Source organism: Buchananella sp. 14KM1171, assembly GCF_041380365.1.
Lineage (GTDB): Bacteria > Actinomycetota > Actinomycetes > Actinomycetales > Actinomycetaceae > Buchananella > Buchananella felis.
The window spans coordinates 2,248,502-2,266,361 of record NZ_CP159981.1; the positions used below are offsets into that span (position 1 = coordinate 2,248,502).

At 66.8% G+C, this 17,860-nt stretch carries 14 protein-coding genes and 1 tRNA gene; 12 read left to right on the plus strand and 3 right to left on the minus strand.

Going from position 1 to position 17,860, the window contains the following annotated elements:
- Positions 1 to 35 precede the first annotated feature (35 nt).
- The gene (locus ABYF38_RS08750; protein WP_371152002.1) at positions 36 to 1,184 is read right to left on the minus strand and encodes a PucR family transcriptional regulator; all 1,149 of its coding nucleotides are present in this window, start codon (positions 1,182 to 1,184) and stop codon (positions 36 to 38) included.
- A gap of 184 nt (positions 1,185 to 1,368) precedes the next feature.
- Here ABYF38_RS08750 and aspA point away from each other — a divergent pair, with 184 nt between their 5' ends.
- The 3 genes from aspA to ABYF38_RS08765 all read left to right on the plus strand — a co-directional run bounded on the left by aspA (position 1,369) and on the right by ABYF38_RS08765 (position 5,254).
- The gene (gene aspA, locus ABYF38_RS08755) at positions 1,369 to 3,021 is read left to right on the plus strand and encodes an aspartate ammonia-lyase (protein ID WP_371152003.1); all 1,653 of its coding nucleotides are present in this window, start codon (positions 1,369 to 1,371) and stop codon (positions 3,019 to 3,021) included.
- Positions 3,022 to 3,192: 171 nt separating this feature from the next.
- A complete protein-coding gene (locus ABYF38_RS08760; RefSeq protein ID WP_371152004.1) occupies positions 3,193 to 4,158 on the plus strand; it encodes an LPXTG cell wall anchor domain-containing protein in 966 nt (321 codons plus the stop codon).
- Between the two features lie 172 nt (positions 4,159 to 4,330).
- Positions 4,331 to 5,254 (plus strand): LCP family protein, encoded by a 924-nt coding sequence (locus ABYF38_RS08765; RefSeq protein ID WP_371152005.1) that lies wholly within the window; start codon positions 4,331 to 4,333, stop codon positions 5,252 to 5,254.
- A 257-nt stretch (positions 5,255 to 5,511) separates the two neighbouring features.
- Here the strand turns inward: ABYF38_RS08765 and aceE are convergent, their stop codons facing one another.
- A complete protein-coding gene (gene aceE, locus ABYF38_RS08770; protein WP_371152006.1) occupies positions 5,512 to 8,253 on the minus strand; it encodes a pyruvate dehydrogenase (acetyl-transferring), homodimeric type in 2,742 nt (913 codons plus the stop codon).
- A gap of 179 nt (positions 8,254 to 8,432) precedes the next feature.
- Between aceE and ABYF38_RS08775 the strand changes: the two genes are divergently transcribed.
- The 4 genes from ABYF38_RS08775 (at position 8,433) to ABYF38_RS08790 (ending at position 12,338) form a co-directional block, all read left to right on the plus strand.
- On the plus strand, positions 8,433 to 8,846 hold the full coding sequence (locus ABYF38_RS08775; RefSeq protein ID WP_371152007.1) for a DUF3052 domain-containing protein: 414 nt from the start codon (positions 8,433 to 8,435) through the stop codon (positions 8,844 to 8,846).
- A gap of 180 nt (positions 8,847 to 9,026) precedes the next feature.
- Positions 9,027 to 10,034 (plus strand): LacI family DNA-binding transcriptional regulator, encoded by a 1,008-nt coding sequence (locus tag ABYF38_RS08780; protein WP_371152008.1) that lies wholly within the window; start codon positions 9,027 to 9,029, stop codon positions 10,032 to 10,034.
- Positions 10,035 to 10,174: 140 nt separating this feature from the next.
- Positions 10,175 to 10,251, plus strand: a tRNA-Val gene (locus ABYF38_RS08785).
- Positions 10,252 to 11,618: 1,367 nt separating this feature from the next.
- Positions 11,619 to 12,338 (plus strand): YggS family pyridoxal phosphate-dependent enzyme, encoded by a 720-nt coding sequence (locus tag ABYF38_RS08790; protein ID WP_371152009.1) that lies wholly within the window; start codon positions 11,619 to 11,621, stop codon positions 12,336 to 12,338.
- Positions 12,339 to 12,433: 95 nt separating this feature from the next.
- Here ABYF38_RS08790 and ABYF38_RS08795 read toward each other — a convergent pair whose 3' ends face one another.
- Complete coding sequence (locus ABYF38_RS08795; RefSeq protein ID WP_371152010.1) at positions 12,434 to 12,988, minus strand: methylated-DNA--[protein]-cysteine S-methyltransferase; 555 nt, start codon at positions 12,986 to 12,988, stop codon at positions 12,434 to 12,436.
- A gap of 104 nt (positions 12,989 to 13,092) precedes the next feature.
- Here ABYF38_RS08795 and ABYF38_RS08800 point away from each other — a divergent pair, with 104 nt between their 5' ends.
- The 5 genes from ABYF38_RS08800 to ABYF38_RS08820 all read left to right on the plus strand — a co-directional run bounded on the left by ABYF38_RS08800 (position 13,093) and on the right by ABYF38_RS08820 (position 17,822).
- Complete coding sequence (locus tag ABYF38_RS08800; protein WP_371152011.1) at positions 13,093 to 13,920, plus strand: Nif3-like dinuclear metal center hexameric protein; 828 nt, start codon at positions 13,093 to 13,095, stop codon at positions 13,918 to 13,920.
- Positions 13,921 to 14,162: 242 nt separating this feature from the next.
- Positions 14,163 to 14,897 carry a zinc ribbon domain-containing protein gene (locus ABYF38_RS08805; protein WP_371152012.1) on the plus strand — a complete coding sequence of 245 codons (735 nt, stop codon included), beginning with the start codon at positions 14,163 to 14,165 and terminating at the stop codon, positions 14,895 to 14,897.
- A complete protein-coding gene (locus ABYF38_RS08810; protein ID WP_371152013.1) occupies positions 14,894 to 16,261 on the plus strand; it encodes a bifunctional RNase H/acid phosphatase in 1,368 nt (455 codons plus the stop codon). The genes ABYF38_RS08805 and ABYF38_RS08810 overlap by 4 nt, the downstream gene beginning before the upstream one ends.
- A 169-nt stretch (positions 16,262 to 16,430) precedes the next feature.
- Positions 16,431 to 17,318, plus strand: a complete 888-nt coding sequence (locus tag ABYF38_RS08815; RefSeq protein WP_371153025.1) for a DUF3800 domain-containing protein — start codon at positions 16,431 to 16,433, stop codon at positions 17,316 to 17,318.
- 123 nt (positions 17,319 to 17,441) lie between these two features.
- A complete protein-coding gene (locus tag ABYF38_RS08820; RefSeq protein WP_371152014.1) occupies positions 17,442 to 17,822 on the plus strand; it encodes a DUF6508 domain-containing protein in 381 nt (126 codons plus the stop codon).
- The last annotated feature ends 38 nt before the right edge of the window (positions 17,823 to 17,860 follow it).

Here is a 17,860-nt window from a genome sequence, read left to right on the forward strand (position 1 = left end):
GCGGTTCTTGGGGGAAAGCTACAAAACCCCCGGTGTCAGTGGGTGTCTAGACGTCCCACCGCCAATGCAATCTGCAGCACAAAACCGTCGCGCGGGTCAGTGGGATCCCACCCAATCAGCTGCGCGACACGGCGCAGGCGGTAGCGAACCGTGTTGGGGTGAACGTACAACGAGCGGGCGGCCCCCTCCAGGCTGCGGCCCTGGCTGAGGAACTCCTGCACGGTCTCCACCAGCGGCTGCCCGGCCTCCAGCAGTGGGTTGTAGATGGTCTCGACCAGCTCGGCGCGCGCCTGCAGGTCCCCGGACAGCACCCGCTCGGGTAGCACCTCGGAGGAGGTGACCACGGTGGGGGCGCTGCTCCACGCGGTCAGGGAGCGCAGCGCGGCCTCCGCAGAACGCACGGAGCGGCCCGCGTTGGCGACGTCCTCCACGCGGGGGCCGATCGCGCACCGGCCCGGCATCTGCTCGCACAGGCTGCGCGCCGCCTCCAACGGGTCGGGGGCGCCCAGCAGCACCAGGATGTGGGAGCCGTACAGGCCGACCAGGGTGTTGGGGGCCAGCTTGGCGGCGGCCCGCCGGATGTCCACCAGCGCGCGCTCCGCCACGGCACCCTCGCCCACGATGGCGCACACCGGTAGCTCGGCCCTCCACCCCAGCGCGGCCACGCGCGAGTGCAGGGAGGAGTCGTGCTCGCCGCGCACTAGCGAGTCCACCACCAGCGTCTCCAGGCGGGCATCCCAGGCTCCGCGCTGCTCGGCGGCGCGCGCGTAGGCCTCGGCCGCGCTGAAGGCCACGTCTCGGGCGTAGATCAGCACCGCGTCGTGCACCATCGAACGCGCGTTGTCAGGCACCAGCTTCACCGACTCCGTGGCGGCCACGTCCACCACGATCCGGATCAGCGCCAGGGTGTGCTGCAACGGGATGGAGCGGGTCAGTTCGCGCGGGGCGGCGTTGAAGATCTCGGTGGCGTCGCTGGTGGTGCTCTGCTCCTCGAACCACTTGGTGAATGAGTTGATGCCGGTGCGGGCCACCACCGCGATCCAGGACCTATCCTGCGCGTCCAGCTCGTTGTACCAGGGCAGTTCCGTCTCGATCTTCTTCAGGGCTACGCCCGCAAGGGCATCCGCAGAGGAACGCAAACGGTGAAGGGCTTGAGTGCGGGTGGAGGCATCCGGCTCAGTCATACAGCGAGCATAGAGGCAGGGGCCGCGCGGTTGGTAACAAACACACAAGAAGCCCCCGTTTTGGGCAACTGAGATTAAAGGAAACGTCACAAGACGGCCTGCCTTGCGTCAGGCGCCCCCTGTCGGCAATCGACAGCGCGGCAATGTGGTTATCGTTGGCGTCAGCGTCGAAGCAAGGAAGCCGATGAACACCGCAGAAAACCTCCGTCAGCCCGTTTCTTCCACCCCGGTGGCCGACGTCCCGCCCGCAGCCCCCACCAGCGCGCCGCTGCCCCCAGAGGCCGGCGCCGACCACGGGCAGGTGAGCGCGGGCAGTGCGGCCGGTGGAGCGTCGTCCACCCAGGGCCAGGGCGCGGCGGTGCGCATCGAAGAAGACCTGCTGGGCGAACGCGAGGTGCCGGCGGAGGCCTACTACGGCGTGCACACGCTGCGCGCCAAGGAAAACTTCGCCATCTCGGGGCACACGATCAGCGACGTGCCGGAGTTCGTGCGCGCCATGGTGATGGTCAAGCTGGCCGCCATCCGCGCCAACCGCGAGATCGGCACCGTGCCGGTGGACGTGGCCGACGCGATCGAACAGGCCTGCCTGGCCATGCTGCACGAGGACCGCTGCCTGGACCAGTTCCCCGTGGACCTGTTCCAGGGCGGGGCAGGCACGAGCGTCAACATGAACACCAACGAGGTGCTGGCCAACCTGGCCCTGGAGTACCTGGGCTTCGACAAGGGCCGCTACGACGTGGTCAACCCCAACGACCACGTCAACCGCGCCCAGTCCACCAACGACGCCTACCCCACCGGCTTCCGCATCGCCGTCTACCGGCGGGTGCTGCAGCTGGAGGAGGACGTGATCTCCCTGGTGGCCGCGCTGCGGCAAAAGGGCCAGGAGTTCCACGACATCCTCACCATGGGCCGCACCCAGCTGCAGGACGCCGTGCCCATGCGCCTGGGCGATGCGTTCGAGGCTTTCGCCGAGCTGCTGCAGGAGGAGATCGCGCGCCTGCGCGCCAACGCCCGCCTGCTGCTGGAGGTCAACCTGGGCGCCACCGCCATCGGCACCGGCCTGAACACGCACTCCGACTACCGGGCCGCAGTCATCAAGCACCTGCGCGACGTCACCGCCCTGGAGATCACCTCCGCCCCCAACCTGATCGAGGCCACCAGCGACACCGGCGCCTACGTCTCCATGCACGCCGCCCTCAAGCGCCTCGCCGTCAAGCTCGGCAAGGTCTGCAACGACCTGCGCCTGCTGTCCTCCGGGCCGCGCGCCGGCCTGAACGAGATCAACCTGCCGGAGATGCAGGCGGGCTCCTCCATCATGCCGGCCAAGGTCAACCCGGTGATCCCCGAGGTGGTCAACCAGGTGTGCTTCAAGGTGATCGGCAACGACGTCACCGTGACCCTGGCGGCCGACGCCGGCCAGCTACAGCTCAACGTCATGGAGCCGGTGATCGCGCAGTCCATGTTCGAGTCGATCGACCTGCTGGGCAACGCCTGCCGCTCCCTGGAGCACCACTGCATCGTGGGCATCACCGCCAACGAGAACGTCTGCCGCAACTACGTCATGAACTCCATCGGCATCGTCACGTTCCTCAACCCCGTGATCGGCCACCACAACGGCGACCTGGTGGGCAAGGAGTGCGCGCGCAGCGGGCGTTCGGTGCGCGAGGTGGTGCTGGAGATGGGCCTGCTGGGCGAGGCCGAGCTGGACGAGATCCTTTCGCCGCGAAACATGCTCGACCCGCAGTACCGTGGCGCGATGTACAGCGCCGACCCGCAGGGCCGCCACGCCGCCGCCGACCCCGAGGCGATCATCGAAGCCGAATACGCCGGCGAGTAGCAACCGACAGACGCGCTGAAAAGAGATGTGGCTAGTTTTCTGAGCGGACACCGGGTAGAGGTACAACATGTTGTACAAGCTGCTTCCTTGAATTGTGCATTCGATTTGGTGATGATTTTCCACGGCTCAGAACGCTGAGCACATCCCTTGATCTTTGGTAAGGAGCAACCTATGGCTTTGGGACAGAGAGTAGCCACCCTGACCGCCTCCGCACTTTTGTTTGTCGGCCTCGGCGCGGTCGCATCCACTCCGGCGCTGGCAGACGGCAACGGCTTGAATGTCACCCTGAACGGTCAGGAACCCACAGCTAGTGGCTTCACCGTTACCACCACCAGCGTCCCCTTCGAGGTGACTGGTTGTACCGACGGCGCTGAGGCACCGGCTTCCAAGATGCGTGGACAAGTGGTGCTGCAGGGGGCTGACAAGGACCAGCGTGCCTGGGCTGACTTCGCGATTCTGCCCGACGGCACCTACCAGGTTGGCTCGTTCTACTCGACGGCATTCACCGATGCTGTGGAGGTCTCCAGCAAGACGACGAAGTTCGACGGCACCGTTTCCGGCGCGCTGAACGTGGAAGGCCTGACCTTGGCTGACACCACAGACGTGAAGTTAACCGTCACCTGTGGTGGCTCTCACTACTATTACTACTCTGGTATCGACACCAACCGTGTGTCCACCTTTGATGTCCAGGTTGCCAAGACTGTGGATGCCGCAACGGTGACTGCCTCTGCAGCTAAGGTGCGCAAGGGGCAGAACGTCGAAGTAACTGTTGCTGGCTTCCTGGCCGGTGAGGACCTGGAGTTCGAGCTCCACTCCAACCCCGTCAAGCTGGGTGTATACAAGGCTGGTGAGCGCGGCAAGCTCAAGAAGATGGTCCGTATCCCTGACACCACCACCGCTGGCAAGCACCACATCGTGGTGAAGGGCAAGACTTCTCTGCGTGAGGCAAAGGTCGCCGTTGAGGTGTTGGACGACGACGTCAAGACCAACAAGACCGGTAAGACCGACAAGGCAGACGGCAAGGTTGGGGGAAAGCTCGCCAAGACCGGTGCAAACGGCCTACTGCCGGCGTTGGCTGGTGCTTTGGCGCTGGGCGCTGCGGGCCTCTACCTGGCTAACCGCAAGCGCAACGCCTAGTAGGAGAGACAATAATGGTGGCGTCGCCCTGGAAACAGGGCGACGCCACCCGCGTTTGAGACGAGAGAAGTTGACCGAGCCGGCCAAACCAGAAACACGCTCACGCCGAGCGCTACGGGCACAGGAAAAGTCCGCTGCACGTCGGCGTCGGCACCGCCTCCAGATCGGTGTCGTGCTTCTTGCCGTGCTTGCGGTAGCCACAGTGAGCGTATTCCTCGCGAGTGTCCGCGCGCGGTTCCAGGATTACGACGTCGTCTTCCCTGCCACGCCAGGGCCGCAGACCTGGTTAATCCTTGCGCTGGACGACCGCGCGCAGGCAGGAACGTCGATACGAACTCAAACAGGTGAGGCCAGTACCCAGCCTGGGGTGCGAGCCGACGTGCTGCTGCTCGCTACAGAACGTGAAGACGGCATCACCTTAACTTCGGTCCCACGTAAGCTCCTGGTACCGGGGGTGGTACCAGAGCTCCCGTCCGTCGATGAGCGCATCGGCTTGGCCTGGCTGTCCGGGCCACAGCTCGTGGTCGACCTCTTTTGCGAACACCTGAACGTTCCTGTGGACCACCTGGTCACTGTAGACCTGCAGGCATTCGTGGACCTAGTGGATGGTCTAGGTGGGGTGAGCATAGACGTGCCTCAAGGGCTGCGGGATCCGCACACCCAGTTAGAACTGGCTCCTGGGAAGCAGACCATGGACGGTTTAACCGCGCTGGGTTACGCCCGCACTCGCCGCGGCGAGGTACTGGATGAAGGAAACTGGCGACCTGAGTCGACGACGGAGGACGAAGGTGAAGCGCTTCGTAGGGGCCGCCAAGGAGATCTCATCGCTGCACTTGCCGCCCGCGCCAGGCTGGTGCCCTGGAAAGTACCCGGCGCGTTGTACGCCGCCAGCGCTCACCTAGGCGCGGACACCTCCACCAGCATCTGGGAACTGTTGACACTACGTACTGTGATGGACGCCCATCAATTGCCTACAAGAGTCGACCAGAACCTGGAAACAGAGCGGATCAGCTCCGAAGGCAGCTTCTATCTGGAAGAGCTGGGATACATACAACGTTGCAAACCGGCCACCCATACAGAGAACACGGGCCCCTAGCAGTCTTCCCAATGAGAACTTGAAGCATGGGTCGTGCATGAAAATTCGCGGACCAGTGGATCAAAGAGCGGCCAGAGCGGCGACGTCGGCCACCTACCAGTCCCACTACGGGGCGGCCAGAGCGGCGACGTCGGCCACCCACCGATCGCGCCACAAGGCAAGACAGCAACGGCAATGAGACGATCGGTAGAGCGGCTAGATACGCCGGTGGGCGGCCCGCAAAAGCGAACCGCCCACCAGACAAACCCCGTGCGGGATCAGGCCTCCCCGCCAGCGGAACCGGAAGTACCGGCGTTGACGTTGAAGAGGTCGTAGCGGGCGATCGCCTCACCAACCACAGAGGCCGGCAGCTTGCCCTGCTCCACCAAGGCCTGCAGCGCCTTGACCACCACCGAGTGCGCGTCGATCTTGAAGTGGCGACGGGCGGCGGCGCGGGTGTCGCTGAAGCCGAAGCCGTCGGCGCCCAGGGTGTGGAAGTCGCCCGGCACCCACTTGCGGATCTGGTCCGGCACCAGGTGGTCGAAGTCGCTGGTCGCGATGAACGGGCCGCCCGCACCATTCAGCTTCTGCGTCACGAAGGCCTCGCGGCGCGGCTGGTCCGGGTGCAGGAAGTTGTGCTCGTCAGCCTCCAGACCGTCGCGGCGCAGCTCGTTCCAGGAGGTGACGGACCACAGGCCGGCGCGCACGCCCCACTCGTTGGCCAGGATCTCCTTGGCCTCCTCGATCCAGCGCACGCCCACGCCCGAGGCCAGCAGCTGCACCCACGGGCCGTCCCCGTCAGCGGGGGCCAGCTGGTAGATGCCGCGCAGGATGCCCTCCACGTCCACGTTCTCCGGCTCGGCCGGGTGACGGTAGGGCTCGTTGTAGACCGTCAGGTAGTACATGACGTCGCGGTTGCGGGTCTCGCCCTCGCCGTACCAGCGCTCGATCGCGTCGCGCACGATGTGGCGGATCTCGTAGGCGTAGGCCGGGTCGTACTGCACGATGGCGGCGTTCGTGCCCGCGATGAGCGGGGAGTGGCCGTCCATGTGCTGCGTGCCCTCACCGGCCAGCGTGGTACGGCCGGCGGTAGCACCGATGATGAAACCGCGCGCCAGCTGGTCGCCGGCGGCCCAGAACTGGTCGCCGGTGCGCTGGAAGCCGAACATCGAGTAGAAGATGTAGACCGGGATCATCGGCACGCCGTGCGTGGCGTAGGACGTGCCCACCACCTGCAGGGCCGCGGCCGCACCGGCCTCGTTGATGCCCGTGTGCAGGATCTGGCCCTGCTCGCTCTCCTTGTAGGACAGCATCATGTCCGCGTCGGCGGACACGTAGTTCATGCCGCGCGTGTGGAAGATCTTGGCCGACGGGAAGATCGAGTCCAGGCCGAAGGTGCGCGCCTCGTCCGGGATGATCGGCACCAGGTGCTTGCCGAACTCCTTGTCACGCATCAGGTCCTTCAGCAGACGCACGAACGCCATCGTGGTGGCGATCTCCTGCTTACCGCTTCCCTTGGCCAGGCCCTCGTAGAGCTTGGCGTCCGGCAGGGGCAGCGGGGAGTGAGCCGTGCGGCGCTCCGGCACGAAACCGCCCAGGGCGGCGCGGCGCTCGCGCATGTAGCGCAGCGTCGGGTCGTCAGCCGGCGGGCAGTAGTACGGCGGCAGGTACGGGTCCGCCAGCAGCTCCTCGTCGCTGATCGGAATGTTGAAGCGGTCGCGCATCTCCAGCAGGTCGGAGCTCTTGAGCTTCTTCATCTGGTGCGCCGCCATGCGACCGGCGAAGTGGGAGCCTAGGCCGTAGCCCTTGACGGTGTGCGCCAGGATCACGGTGGGCTGGCCGGTGTGCTCGGTGGCGGCCTTGTAGGCGGCAAAGATCTTGCGGTAGTCGTGACCGCCGCGCTTGAGCGCCCAGATCTCGTCGTCCGTCATGTTCTCCACCAGCGCCTTGGTGCGCGGGTCGCGACCAAAGAAGTGCTCACGCACGTAGGCGCCGTCGTTGGCCTTGAACGTCTGGTAGTCGCCGTCCAGCGTCTCGTTCATCAGGTTGACCAGGGCGCGGTCCTTGTCCGCGTTGAGCAGCTTGTCCCAGCCGCGACCCCAGATCACCTTGATGACGTTCCAGCCGGCGCCGCGGAAGAAGGCCTCCAGCTCCTGGATGATCTTGCCGTTACCGCGCACCGGGCCGTCCAGGCGCTGCAGGTTGCAGTTCACCACGAAGGTCAGGTTGTCCAGGCCCTGCTGGGCGGCCAGCTGCAGCATGCCGCGGCTCTCGGGCTCGTCCATCTCGCCGTCGCCCAGGAACGCCCACGTGCGCTGCTGGGAGGTGTCCTTCAGGCCACGCAGGTGCAGGTACTTGTCCACCCACGCCTGGTAGATCGCCTCCGCCGGGCCCAGACCCATGGACACCGTGGGGAACTCCCAGAAGTCCGGCATCTGGCGCGGGTGCGGGTAGGAGGGCATGCCGTGCTCGGAGGAGACCTCCTGGCGGAAGCCGTCCAGCTGCTCGGCGGTCAGGCGGCCCTCCAGGAAGGCGCGCGCGTAGTTACCGGGGGAGGCGTGGCCCTGGAAGAACACGTGGTCGCCACCGCCGGGGTGGTCCTTGCCGCGGAAGAAGTGGTTCAGGCCGACCTCATACAGCGTGGCCACGGAGGCGTAGGAGGAGATGTGTCCACCCACGCTCAGGCCCGGGCGCTGGGCGCGGGTGACCATCACGGCGGCGTTCCAGCGGATCCAGCCGCGGTAGCGCTCCTCGGTCTCCTCGTCGCCAGGGAAGTAGGGCTCCTCGTGCACGCCGATGGTGTTGACGTAGGGCGTGGTGACAGAGGACGGCACCGACACGTTGCGCAGGCGCGCCTCGCGCAGCATGGACAGCAGGATGTACCGAGCTCGCGGACCGCCACGCTCGTCAATGAGGCCATCGAGCGAGTCGATCCATTCCTGGGTCTCCTCCGGGTCGATATCCGGAACCTGGCTGAGCAGGCCATCAATGAGCGGGGGCGTCCCGTTAGTAAGGCTCACGAATCCTCATTTCGCTTCTATGGCTGCCCACCGTTGGCGCAGCGGGACCATTGTCCCCCGGATCGGGGGTGGTGCGCTACCGGTTCACGCTCCGCTTAGCCCCGTTTTTCCCGGAGAAGGCTGTGATCTGCAACAATGTAGAGGCAGTATCCCCAACTCGACGAGGAGAGAGAACCGGCGTGGCAGGCAGTGGCGCAGGACTCGGTTTCACCACGGGCCAAGTGGTCCAGGAGTTCTATTTCGATGACGACGTTGCCGCCTCCGTGCGCGACGCTGTGGAGGCCGCCACTGGCGAGGCGCTGGTTGGACCCGACTTCGACGACGTGACGGACGGCGCCATCGTGTGGTGGCGTGCCGACGACGCCGCCGAGGACGATCTGGTCGACGTCCTGATGGACGTGCAGGCCAACCTTGACAACGGTGGGCTGATCTGGGTGCTAACCCCGAACGCCCGTTCCGTTGGGCACGTGCGGCCCAGCGACATCACTGAGGCCGCGCGATTGGCCGGCATGAATGCGACGTCGGCGGCTGCCGTTAGCGCCGACTGGTCGGGTATGCGCCTGACCTCCCGTTCACGTCCGGCCCGAAGTTAACGAGCGCCACCGGGCGCGTGGTGATATACATTGCTGTAAGCCCTGTTTGAAAGATCCAGCAGGGCGGGCAGACGCAAGCTTGTCCGTTAATAGATAGCGTCAACTAAGCGCGATTAGTGACAAGCTAGTCTGCCGTGTAATGAAGCAACTATCCGGTGGGGTTAAGTAGGGTCGAACGCCGTGCGTCCAACAATTCGAGACATTGCGAAAGTAGCTGGGGTCTCTCCCAGCGCTGTTTCCTTTGCTCTGAATGGTCGGCCCGGGGTGTCAGAGGAAACCCGGGCCCGAATCGTCCGCGTTGCGGAGGAAATGAACTGGCGTCCCAACGCCGTGGCCAGGGCTCTGTCTGAGTCCACCACCCGCACCGTCGGTATCACCATCGTCAGGCAGGGAGAGGGCATCGTTGGCGAGGCCATGTACCTGCGCCTGATCTCAGGCATCAACCGGGGTCTAAAGGAGTCCGGCCACTCGCTGCAGCTGCGAATTGTCTCCACCCTGAAGGAAGAAGTGGACGTGTACCGCGAGTGGTGGGGCAGCCGTGGCGTGGACGGCGTCTTTGTGCTGCACCCGCGCGAGAACGACATCCGCCTAGAGGCCCTGCAGCAGATGGGGCTGCCCAGTGTTGTTGTAGGCGCCGACCGCGAGGCGCCCCGCTGCTCCGCCATCAGCATCGACGAGGGCCTGCTGATGCAACAGGTGGTGCGCCACCTGGCCGAGCGCGGCTACCGCTCGCTGGCCTTTGTGTGCGGCGACGAGAACGACCAGCAGTCCCTCTCCCGCGCCGAGTCCTTCGAGGACTGCGCCCGCAAGCACGGCATCGAGAAGGTCTTTTCCTTCACTTCCGACTACTCCGAGGACTCCGGCAAGGTGATCACGCGCCGGCTGCTGCGCTCAATGCCGATGCCGGTAGGCGTTGTCTATGAGAACGTCTCCCTGGCGATCGGCGGACGCCTGGCGGCCGCCGAGGAAGGGCTCACCGTGCCCGGGGACATGGGAATCATCAGCTGGGAGGAATCCTCGGTGTGCCGGGTGACCGACCCGCCGATGTCCGCCGTCGCCCGCTCTCCCGAGGTGCTGGGTGAGGAAGCCGCCAAGACCATGATCAAGCTGCTGCGCGAGGACGAGGCCGAGGTCCACTCGATCCGGGTGGGGCACCTGCAGGTGCGCGCCTCCTCCATGCGCAAGTAGGGCCGCGAGGCATCGCGCCGCGGGCGCGGTGGCGGGGCGGTTCATGTCCGCGTGACGGGTGCCCCTGCGTGAACTGGCGGGGGTGGAGCCCGATTCATGCGCCCGAGCGGGTTCGTGCTAGGCTTTCCACTCGCTGTTTGGGGCCTGTAGCTCAGCTGGTCAGAGCGCCTGGTTTACACCCAGGAGGTCGTCGGTTCGAACCCGGCCGGGCCCACCACGACGCTCGTGCTGACGAGCAAACAGGGGCGGGTCCATGACGTGGGCCCGCCCCTCTTGCATTTGCGCGGCAACGCGGCGCCCAGGGTGAAGCCGGGTTAGCGGGTAAGCGACGGGAAAGGCGAGTAGCCCATTTGCGCCGGGCGATGCCGTTTAATTCCGCAATTTGGCGGGCGCGGTTACGCTTTTCCCTCCGCGCTGGTCTACGTGAATAGCCGCATATTTTTGGGGTGGTGCTGGAGTTTGCCGGAGAGATTTCTGGTGCGCCCGGCGCTTAGCGGGGTTGCCGGGCTGGGCCGACGCCGTCAGTAGGGAACTCCCTCGCGCTGTTTGTGCCTGCGCAGGGCAGCGGGGCGGGTAACGCGGTCTTTCAGCTCGACGAAGAGGGGTTCAGCTCGACGTTTACTCGGGGGTTATCGTCGAGTTGAACGGCGCAACGTCGAGTTGAACGGCGCGAGGGCTAGCCGGCCGAAGCGACCGAGCGGGGAGCGCAGGCGCACGCGTGCGCAAGCGATTGAGGGGATAGCGCAACAGCCGTGGGCTTGATGGACCTCCCGTGGGGTTGGTGCACCTGTCGTGGGCTTAGTGGACCTCCCGAGGGCGTACCCGAGCGGGCAGACCATCAGCCGACACACCAAAACCTCAAAAGGTGCAGCAAAAGCAGCTCCTCTCAGCTGAAGGTGGGGCTGTGGTGGGTGGTGGGTGGTGGCGCGGTGCCCCCGAGCGCACAAACGTGCGTTCGGGGTACATGCGACCGAGCGGTGCCATGGCACCAAGCGGTCGCATGTACCCCGGTGCAGCATTTGCGAGGCAGGGGTGTGCCGGTCGCGTTCGCGCGCGCCGCGCCTGATCGCTTTGGTCTTATCCGTCGCCAGGTGGCGGGTGGCTTGCGGCCCGGGGGCTTGCGCAAGCGGTTGGGCCTTTGTTGCAGTTCTTGGGCCGTTGTTGTTCCTCTTGCGCCTTTGTGCAACCTATTGAGGCGTTAATCGGCCTCGTAGCGCTACAAGAGGTGCAAGAAAGCCACGAGCGCTACAACAAGGGCCAAACAGGAACCATAAAGGCGCAACCGTTTGCGCAACGACCACCGGCACGGCACGCAACCACCGGCCCGACACGCGCCGGCCAGGGGCGCACGGCACGCTCCCACCGACCCGGCCCGACACGCGCCGACCAGTGGCCCACGGCCCTGACCTGGAAGAGCAGCTTTGGGCCCTCGCTGACTAGGGCGTTGGGGCGCGGGGTTTGTGCGGGCGGCGGGAGGAACGTCGTGCATGCGGGTGGTAGGCGAAGACGGGGCCGACGGCAACGGCGGGCGGCGGGCGGCGGGCCGGCAAGGCTCTTTTGACCGGGCCGGCAAAGCACTGTGTAATGACTGGTGTGTTAGCCAACAGCGTGGAGGAGTTCGCCGCCAACCTGAGCGCGGTGAGCGCGCGCATCGAGGCGGCCGCCCGGAGCGTCGGACGCCAACCGGAAGAGGTGCGGCTGCTGCCGGTCTCCAAGACGGTACCGGTCGATCGGCTGCGAATGGCGGTGGCCGCTGGAATGACGCAGCTGGCGGAGAACAAGGCCCAGGAGCTCGCGCTCAAGGCCAGCCAGATGGCGGAGCTGGGCGTGCGCTGGTGCGCGATCGGGCACCTGCAGACCAACAAGGTGCGCGAGGTCGCCAGGTACGCCACAGAGTTCCACGCCCTGGACTCCACGCGGCTGGCCGACGCCCTCCAGCGGCGCCTGGAGGCCGAAGGTCGGGTGCTGGAGGTGTTCGTGCAGGTGAACACGTCGGGCGAGGAGACGAAGTCCGGCCTCGCGCCCGGCGAGCTAGCCCACCATCTGGACCACTTCGCCACGCTGCCCAACCTGCGCGTGCGTGGACTCATGACGCTGGCCGCCAACTCGCCCGACGAGGCCGTCGTGCGCGGCAACTTTGCCCTGCTGCGCTCCCTGCGCGACGCTGCCGTGGCGGCCGGGCACCAGCGGGTGCGCGAACTCTCCATGGGCATGAGCGGGGACCTGGAGTGGGCGATCGCGGAGGGCGCCACCACCGTGCGGGTAGGCCAGGCGCTGTTCGGGGCTCGCACTGCGGTCGCGTAGGCACGAGCACACGCCGCCGCGAGGGTGAGTGACCTTGCACCGTTGGCGCTAATCGAGGCGTCGGAGGGCGCCCGCCGCCGCGAAGGGGAGCCGCGCTAGGGCAACGTCCCGAGCTCCAGACGCAACAGCCACTCCTTCTGCCCCAGTCCACCGGCGTATCCGCCCATGACACCGCCGGCCGCCACCACGCGGTGGCAGGGCAGCACCAAGGGGAGGGGATTCGTAGCGCACGCGGTGCCCACCGCCCGCGCCGCCCCCGGCCTGCCCAGGCGGGCGGCCAGCTGGCCGTAGGTCTCGGTGCCGCCGTAGGGGATCTGGGCCAGCGCCAGCTGCGCCTGCCGGTAAAACCCGGCCGTGCGCAGATCCAACGGCACGGTGAAGCGCCGCAACTTGCCGGCAAAGAATGCGTCCAGCTGCTCTACGGCGGTCTCCAGGTGCGCTGCGGCGCGGGCGGAGGCAGGCGCAGCGGGCGGGAGGCCCGCCTGGGCGCGCGCAGCCTCCACCAGCACCGGGGTGGGCCGCAACCCAGGCAACACCACCTCCCACAAGCCGTGCTCGGTGGCGCCGAGCATCACCTCGCCCAGCGGGGTATCCAGGCAACCGGCGAGGACGGTGGCAGTGGCGTTGTCCCGGCCAAGCGGAGATGGCATGAGAGTCCTTTCGGGGAGCGGCCACCAAACGGCGTGCGCGGAGCCGGCCCACCGAGCGTGGCGGAGAAAACCAACCCTAACGCCGACTGGGCTAGGGTGACGGCATGACTTTGCGCGTGGCAGACGTAATCGACATCCTGGAGGCCGCCTACCCGCCTGCGTTGGCGCAGGGCTGGGACGTCAACGGCCTGAGCGTCGGCGACCCCGGCGCGGAGGTGACCCGGATCCACCTGTCCGTGGACATCACCCCGGCGGTGGTGGCCGAGGCCCTGGAGACCGGCGCGCAGATGCTGGTCACGCACCACCCGATCTTCCTGCGCGGCACGAACGCCGTCTCCCGGCTCACCGCCAAGGGCCGCATGGTCCACGACCTGATTCGCGGCGGCTGCGCCCTCTACAACGCGCACACCAACGCCGATTCGGCCCGCGACGGCGTGGCCCAGGCCCTGGCCGAGCTCGCCGGGCTCGGCCCGGACGCCGTGCCGCTGGAGCCGGCCGCCGGCGAAGCCGGCGCGGCGGGGCTGGGTATCGGGCGAGTCGGCGCGCTTGCGCAGCCCGTTTCTCTGGGCGAGTTGGCCGCCCGCATCGCGGGGGCCCTGCCGCACACCGAGTTCGGCGTGCTGGTAGGCGGTCCGGTGGACGCCCAGATCAGGACGCTGGCGGTCTCCGGCGGCTCGGGCGACTCCCTGTTCGGGGCGGCCCGGGCCAGCGGCGCCGACGCCTTCCTCACCGCAGACCTGCGCCACCACCCCGCCCAGGACCACCTGGCCGACGGCAAGCCCTGGCTGATCAACGCCACCCACTGGGCCACCGAGTGGGTCTGGCTACCCAAGGCCGCCGCCCTGCTTCAGGCGCGCGCCGCCGAGCGCGGCGAGGAGCTCACCTGCACCGTCTCCGTTCTGCCCACCGACCCGTGGACGGCGCGCTTCTAACCCACCGACCCCGTGGACGGCACGCTTCTAGCCCGACGCTCGCAGGCACCTTTGCCCTTCGTTCGCCCGCCCCACCCCGCTCGCGCGCCCAATATTTCGAGCGGGCCGGGGCAATCCACACATGCGTTAGCGGGCGCGCGCCCCTGCCCGTTAGGCTTAGAAATCGGCAGCCCCGACCGGGGCCGGCCAGGCTAGCGCTTAAGAACTAAATGCCCACCGTTTCAGCAAAGGGAAGGCCCGCTATGGCAACCGCACCGCTCGCTCAGCAGCGTCAGCTTTTGGAGCTGCAGTCCAAGGATCTGGTGCTCTCGCGCCTTTCGCACTCCCTGCGCACGCTGCCGATCCTGGGCACGATCGCGGCGCTGAAGGCGCAGACGGAGGAGACCGGCCGCCGCGTGGTGGCCGCCCGCACCGTGGTCAGCGACGGCAGCCGCGAGCTGACGCGCTCGGAGACGGAGCTGGACGCGGTGCGCTCGCGCGCGCAGCGACACGAGGAGCGCCTGAAGGACGCCTCCACCCCGCCCAAGGAGCTGGCGGCGATCGCCCGCGAGCTGGAGTCGGTGCGCGCCCGCATCTCCACCCTGGAGGCCGCCGAGCTGGAGCTGATGGAGCGCCAGGAGGCCGCCAACCAGGTGCTGAAGGAGGCGGAGGCCGCCGCCGCGACGCTGCAGGAGCAGCTGGACAAGGCGGGCGCGGACCTGGCCGGCCGGCAGGCGGACATCAAGAAGCAGGGGCAGGCGCTGCTGGCCGAGCGCAACGCGTTCGCCGCGAACCTGGACGCGGCCCTGGTGGCGCTCTACGAGCAGACGCGCCGCGCCAACGGCGGCTTTGCGGTGGTGGGCCTGTTTGGCCGCCGCACCGAGGGCGCGCCCGCCGAGCTGAACCCGGCCGAGCTGGACCGGATCCGCTCGGCCCCGCAGGACGAGGTCGTCTTCACCGACGACGGCACCCTGATCGTGGTGCGGATGGAATCGTGACGCGCCGGCTGCTCATCAACACCGACGGCGGCGCGCGCGGCAACCCGGGGCCGGCCGGCTACGGTGCGGTTATCCGGGACGCGGACAGCGGGGAGCTGCTGGCCACCCGCGCCGCCTACCTGGGCCAGACCACGAACAACGTGGCCGAGTACCGGGCCCTCCTGGCCGGCCTGCTCGCCGCAGCGGAGATCGACCCCGAGGCCGAGGTGGAGGTGCGCGCCGATTCGAAGCTGGTGGTGAGCCAGATGACCGGCGCGTGGAAGATCAAGCACGCGGACATGCGCGAGCTGGCGATGCGCGCCAAGGCCGCCTTCGACCCGCAGCGCGTCACCTACCGGTGGGTGCCGCGCGCGGAGAACGCCGCGCCGGACGCGCTGGCCAACCAGGTGATGGATTCGCGCGGGGAGATCGCCACCGACGAGTGGCGCGAGCTTGCCTGCGCCGCCGCCCTGCCTGCCTTTGCCAGGGACGACGCCCCCACCGACCTGCGCGCCGACGAGGCCGCCACCCGGCGGGGCGTCGCTGACGCGGAGGTGGCCGACGCTGCCGCCCCCACCGCCGAATCTACCGGCCACACTCCGGCCGGCGGGCAGGAGGCGCGGGCGCACGCACCGGCGGCGGAGGAGCGGGAGGCGGGCGCGGCGACGTCGGCCACGGTGGAAACCAGCGAACGCGAGCCGCTGGCGCGTCCCAACGAGGCCGCGCTGTGGGCGGGCTCCGGGGTGCGCACCACGATCGTGATGGTGCGTCACGGCGTGACCCCGATGACGATCGCTGGGGAGTTCTCCGGCGGCAGCGAGCCCGGCCCGGACCTGACCCAGGCGGGGCGGGAGCAGGTGGCGTCCTCGGCACGGTTCGTGGCGCGCATCGGCCAGGACATGTGGCCCGACTCGCCCGCCCCGAGCGTGTTCCTGGCCTCCCCGATGACCCGCACCCTGACCACCGCGCGGATCCTGGCAGAGCCCTTCGGCGGCCAGGTGGAGGTGGATGATGCCTTCCGCGAGGCCCACCTGGGCCACTGGCAGGCCAAGACCGCCAGCTACATCGAGGAGCACTGGCCCGGTGGGCTGGAGGAGTGGGTGACCACCCCGCACGTGCGCCCGCCCGGCGGGGGAGAGTCCCTGCAGGACGTCTACGACCGCGTTATCCCGGCGCTTCGGCGCGTGGTTTCTGAGCACGCGGGCAAGACCGTGGTGATCGCCACCCACAACGTGGTGCTGCGTGCCGCGCTGGGCGCCTCGCTGCGCATGGCCGGGCGCGACTGGCGCACCATCCGCACCGTGCCCGCCGCGGTGTCCGTGATCGAGCACTACAGCGACGGGCGGCTGCTGGTCAGCGCCCTGGGCGTGCCGCCGCACTTGTGATCGGCGCCACGCGAAATCCGCTCTTAGGGTGATGACCGTGTGGTATGTTTACTAGCGGTAGCGACGGTGAAAGACCCGCTCGAGCGCCAAGTCGCGAAGCCCACACGTGAATCGTGTGGGCTTCTGCGTATTTCGGACCGTATTGCATGCTTTGGGGGCAGCGGTGTTGGTGGCATATATTGACGAGATCGGGGAACCGGGTGCGTTCGTGTCCAAAGAACACAAGCGCTTCAAAACCAGTCCAGCCTTTGGGTATGCGGGATTTGTGATAGATGAGAGCCGGATACGCGACTTTGGTGCCCTGTTTGTGAGGGAAAAAGGAACACTTTTTGCTGGCCAGATTCCCGAGGGTGAACCCATAGGGCGTTGGGAACGAAAAGGGTCTGATCTATTTTCTCGCGATGCCTGGGAAAGGTATCCTGCCCAGATCCGTGTGTTCAGAGGCCTTGTTTCCCAACTTAAAAGAATGGGTGGGAAACTGTTCTACTACGCCGACGAAAAGCAGATCGGCACTGAGAATCAGGTGCGCTTTACTCGCGAACAGCGGGAACAGCATGCAATGCAAGAGATGGTCAACAGGCTCTGCACCCATGCATACAAAGAGGGTAGAAAACTAATTATCCTGATGGATCAGGTAAACGAGAAGCAGCGGCGCGAACACGTGGCCAGGATGTATGCGCACATCTTCTCTCGGTCCCAAGAGCGTCAAGAGATGCTTGCGGCAGTCGAGCCTCCGATGCACCTTGATAGCGAGCTCAGTTCCGGGATCCAGTTCGCGGACTGGGTTGCTGCCGCAGTGTCGAGAGCTATTGATTGTCAACTCATTGCAGATTCTAAGTTTACGTGGGTGGGAGATGCTTTGTATCGTCCGATGGGGGGTGTCTTTACTCACGAATCCAAACTACATTTGTTCCAAAGGGGCATTCCCGACTTGAGGCAAAGAGATATATTTTCTTCAAGTCGTCCAGTGATTGCTCAGCCTCTTGCTGGTCGGATGAGTCCGGACGATATACGTAAAATGCAAAAGGTTCGTGATGCTTCGCAGGTTGACAGGTAAACCGGTTGTGATTTTGTCTACGTAAATTTGTTTACGAAATTTGCGTGCATCTACGTGGGTTTTGTGGATTTCGTGACATGTGAGTTATGGTCCTCGATTTGTATTGGATTGAAAGGTGTATTCATGGAGGCGAGCGAGGTGCAGGAGCAGTGGGGCCGCGTGCAGGCGCTAATCGACCTGCTGGAGGCCGGCTACGTGCCCACCTGGCCCGAGCCGGGGCGCTCGCCCCAAGGGCACCTGCTCATGAACGGGCCGGCCTACGACCCGCGCGTGAACGCCGGCGTGCTCGCGGCCGCGCGCCTGCTGGGCGACGACCAGGACTACCTGGTGGCCATCCGCGAGCTGCGCGAACGCCCGATCGAGGGCTGCACCCGCCGGGAGCTGGCCACCTGGTTCACCTACTTCGCGCGCGGGGAGCGCTTCTGCGACGGCTTCTTGGCCGGGGAGATCGAGGGCGGTAGGCTGCTGGCCGCGCTGCACCGCCTGCGAGAGGTGGGGTTCTAGGCGGGGTAGGAAGTCTGCCACGTGGGCGCCTGGGCGCC

Coding starts and splice junctions, on each gene's coding strand:
- ABYF38_RS08750 (WP_371152002.1), bottom strand. CDS start 1,184: ATGACTGAGCCGGATGCCTCCACCCGCACTCAAGCCCTTCACCGTTTG.
- aspA (WP_371152003.1), top strand. CDS start 1,369: ATGAACACCGCAGAAAACCTCCGTCAGCCCGTTTCTTCCACCCCGGTG.
- ABYF38_RS08760 (WP_371152004.1), top strand. CDS start 3,193: ATGGCTTTGGGACAGAGAGTAGCCACCCTGACCGCCTCCGCACTTTTG.
- ABYF38_RS08790 (WP_371152009.1), top strand. CDS start 11,619: ATGACTGGTGTGTTAGCCAACAGCGTGGAGGAGTTCGCCGCCAACCTG.
- ABYF38_RS08795 (WP_371152010.1), bottom strand. CDS start 12,988: ATGCCATCTCCGCTTGGCCGGGACAACGCCACTGCCACCGTCCTCGCC.
- ABYF38_RS08800 (WP_371152011.1), top strand. CDS start 13,093: ATGACTTTGCGCGTGGCAGACGTAATCGACATCCTGGAGGCCGCCTAC.
- ABYF38_RS08805 (WP_371152012.1), top strand. CDS start 14,163: ATGGCAACCGCACCGCTCGCTCAGCAGCGTCAGCTTTTGGAGCTGCAG.
- ABYF38_RS08820 (WP_371152014.1), top strand. CDS start 17,442: ATGGAGGCGAGCGAGGTGCAGGAGCAGTGGGGCCGCGTGCAGGCGCTA.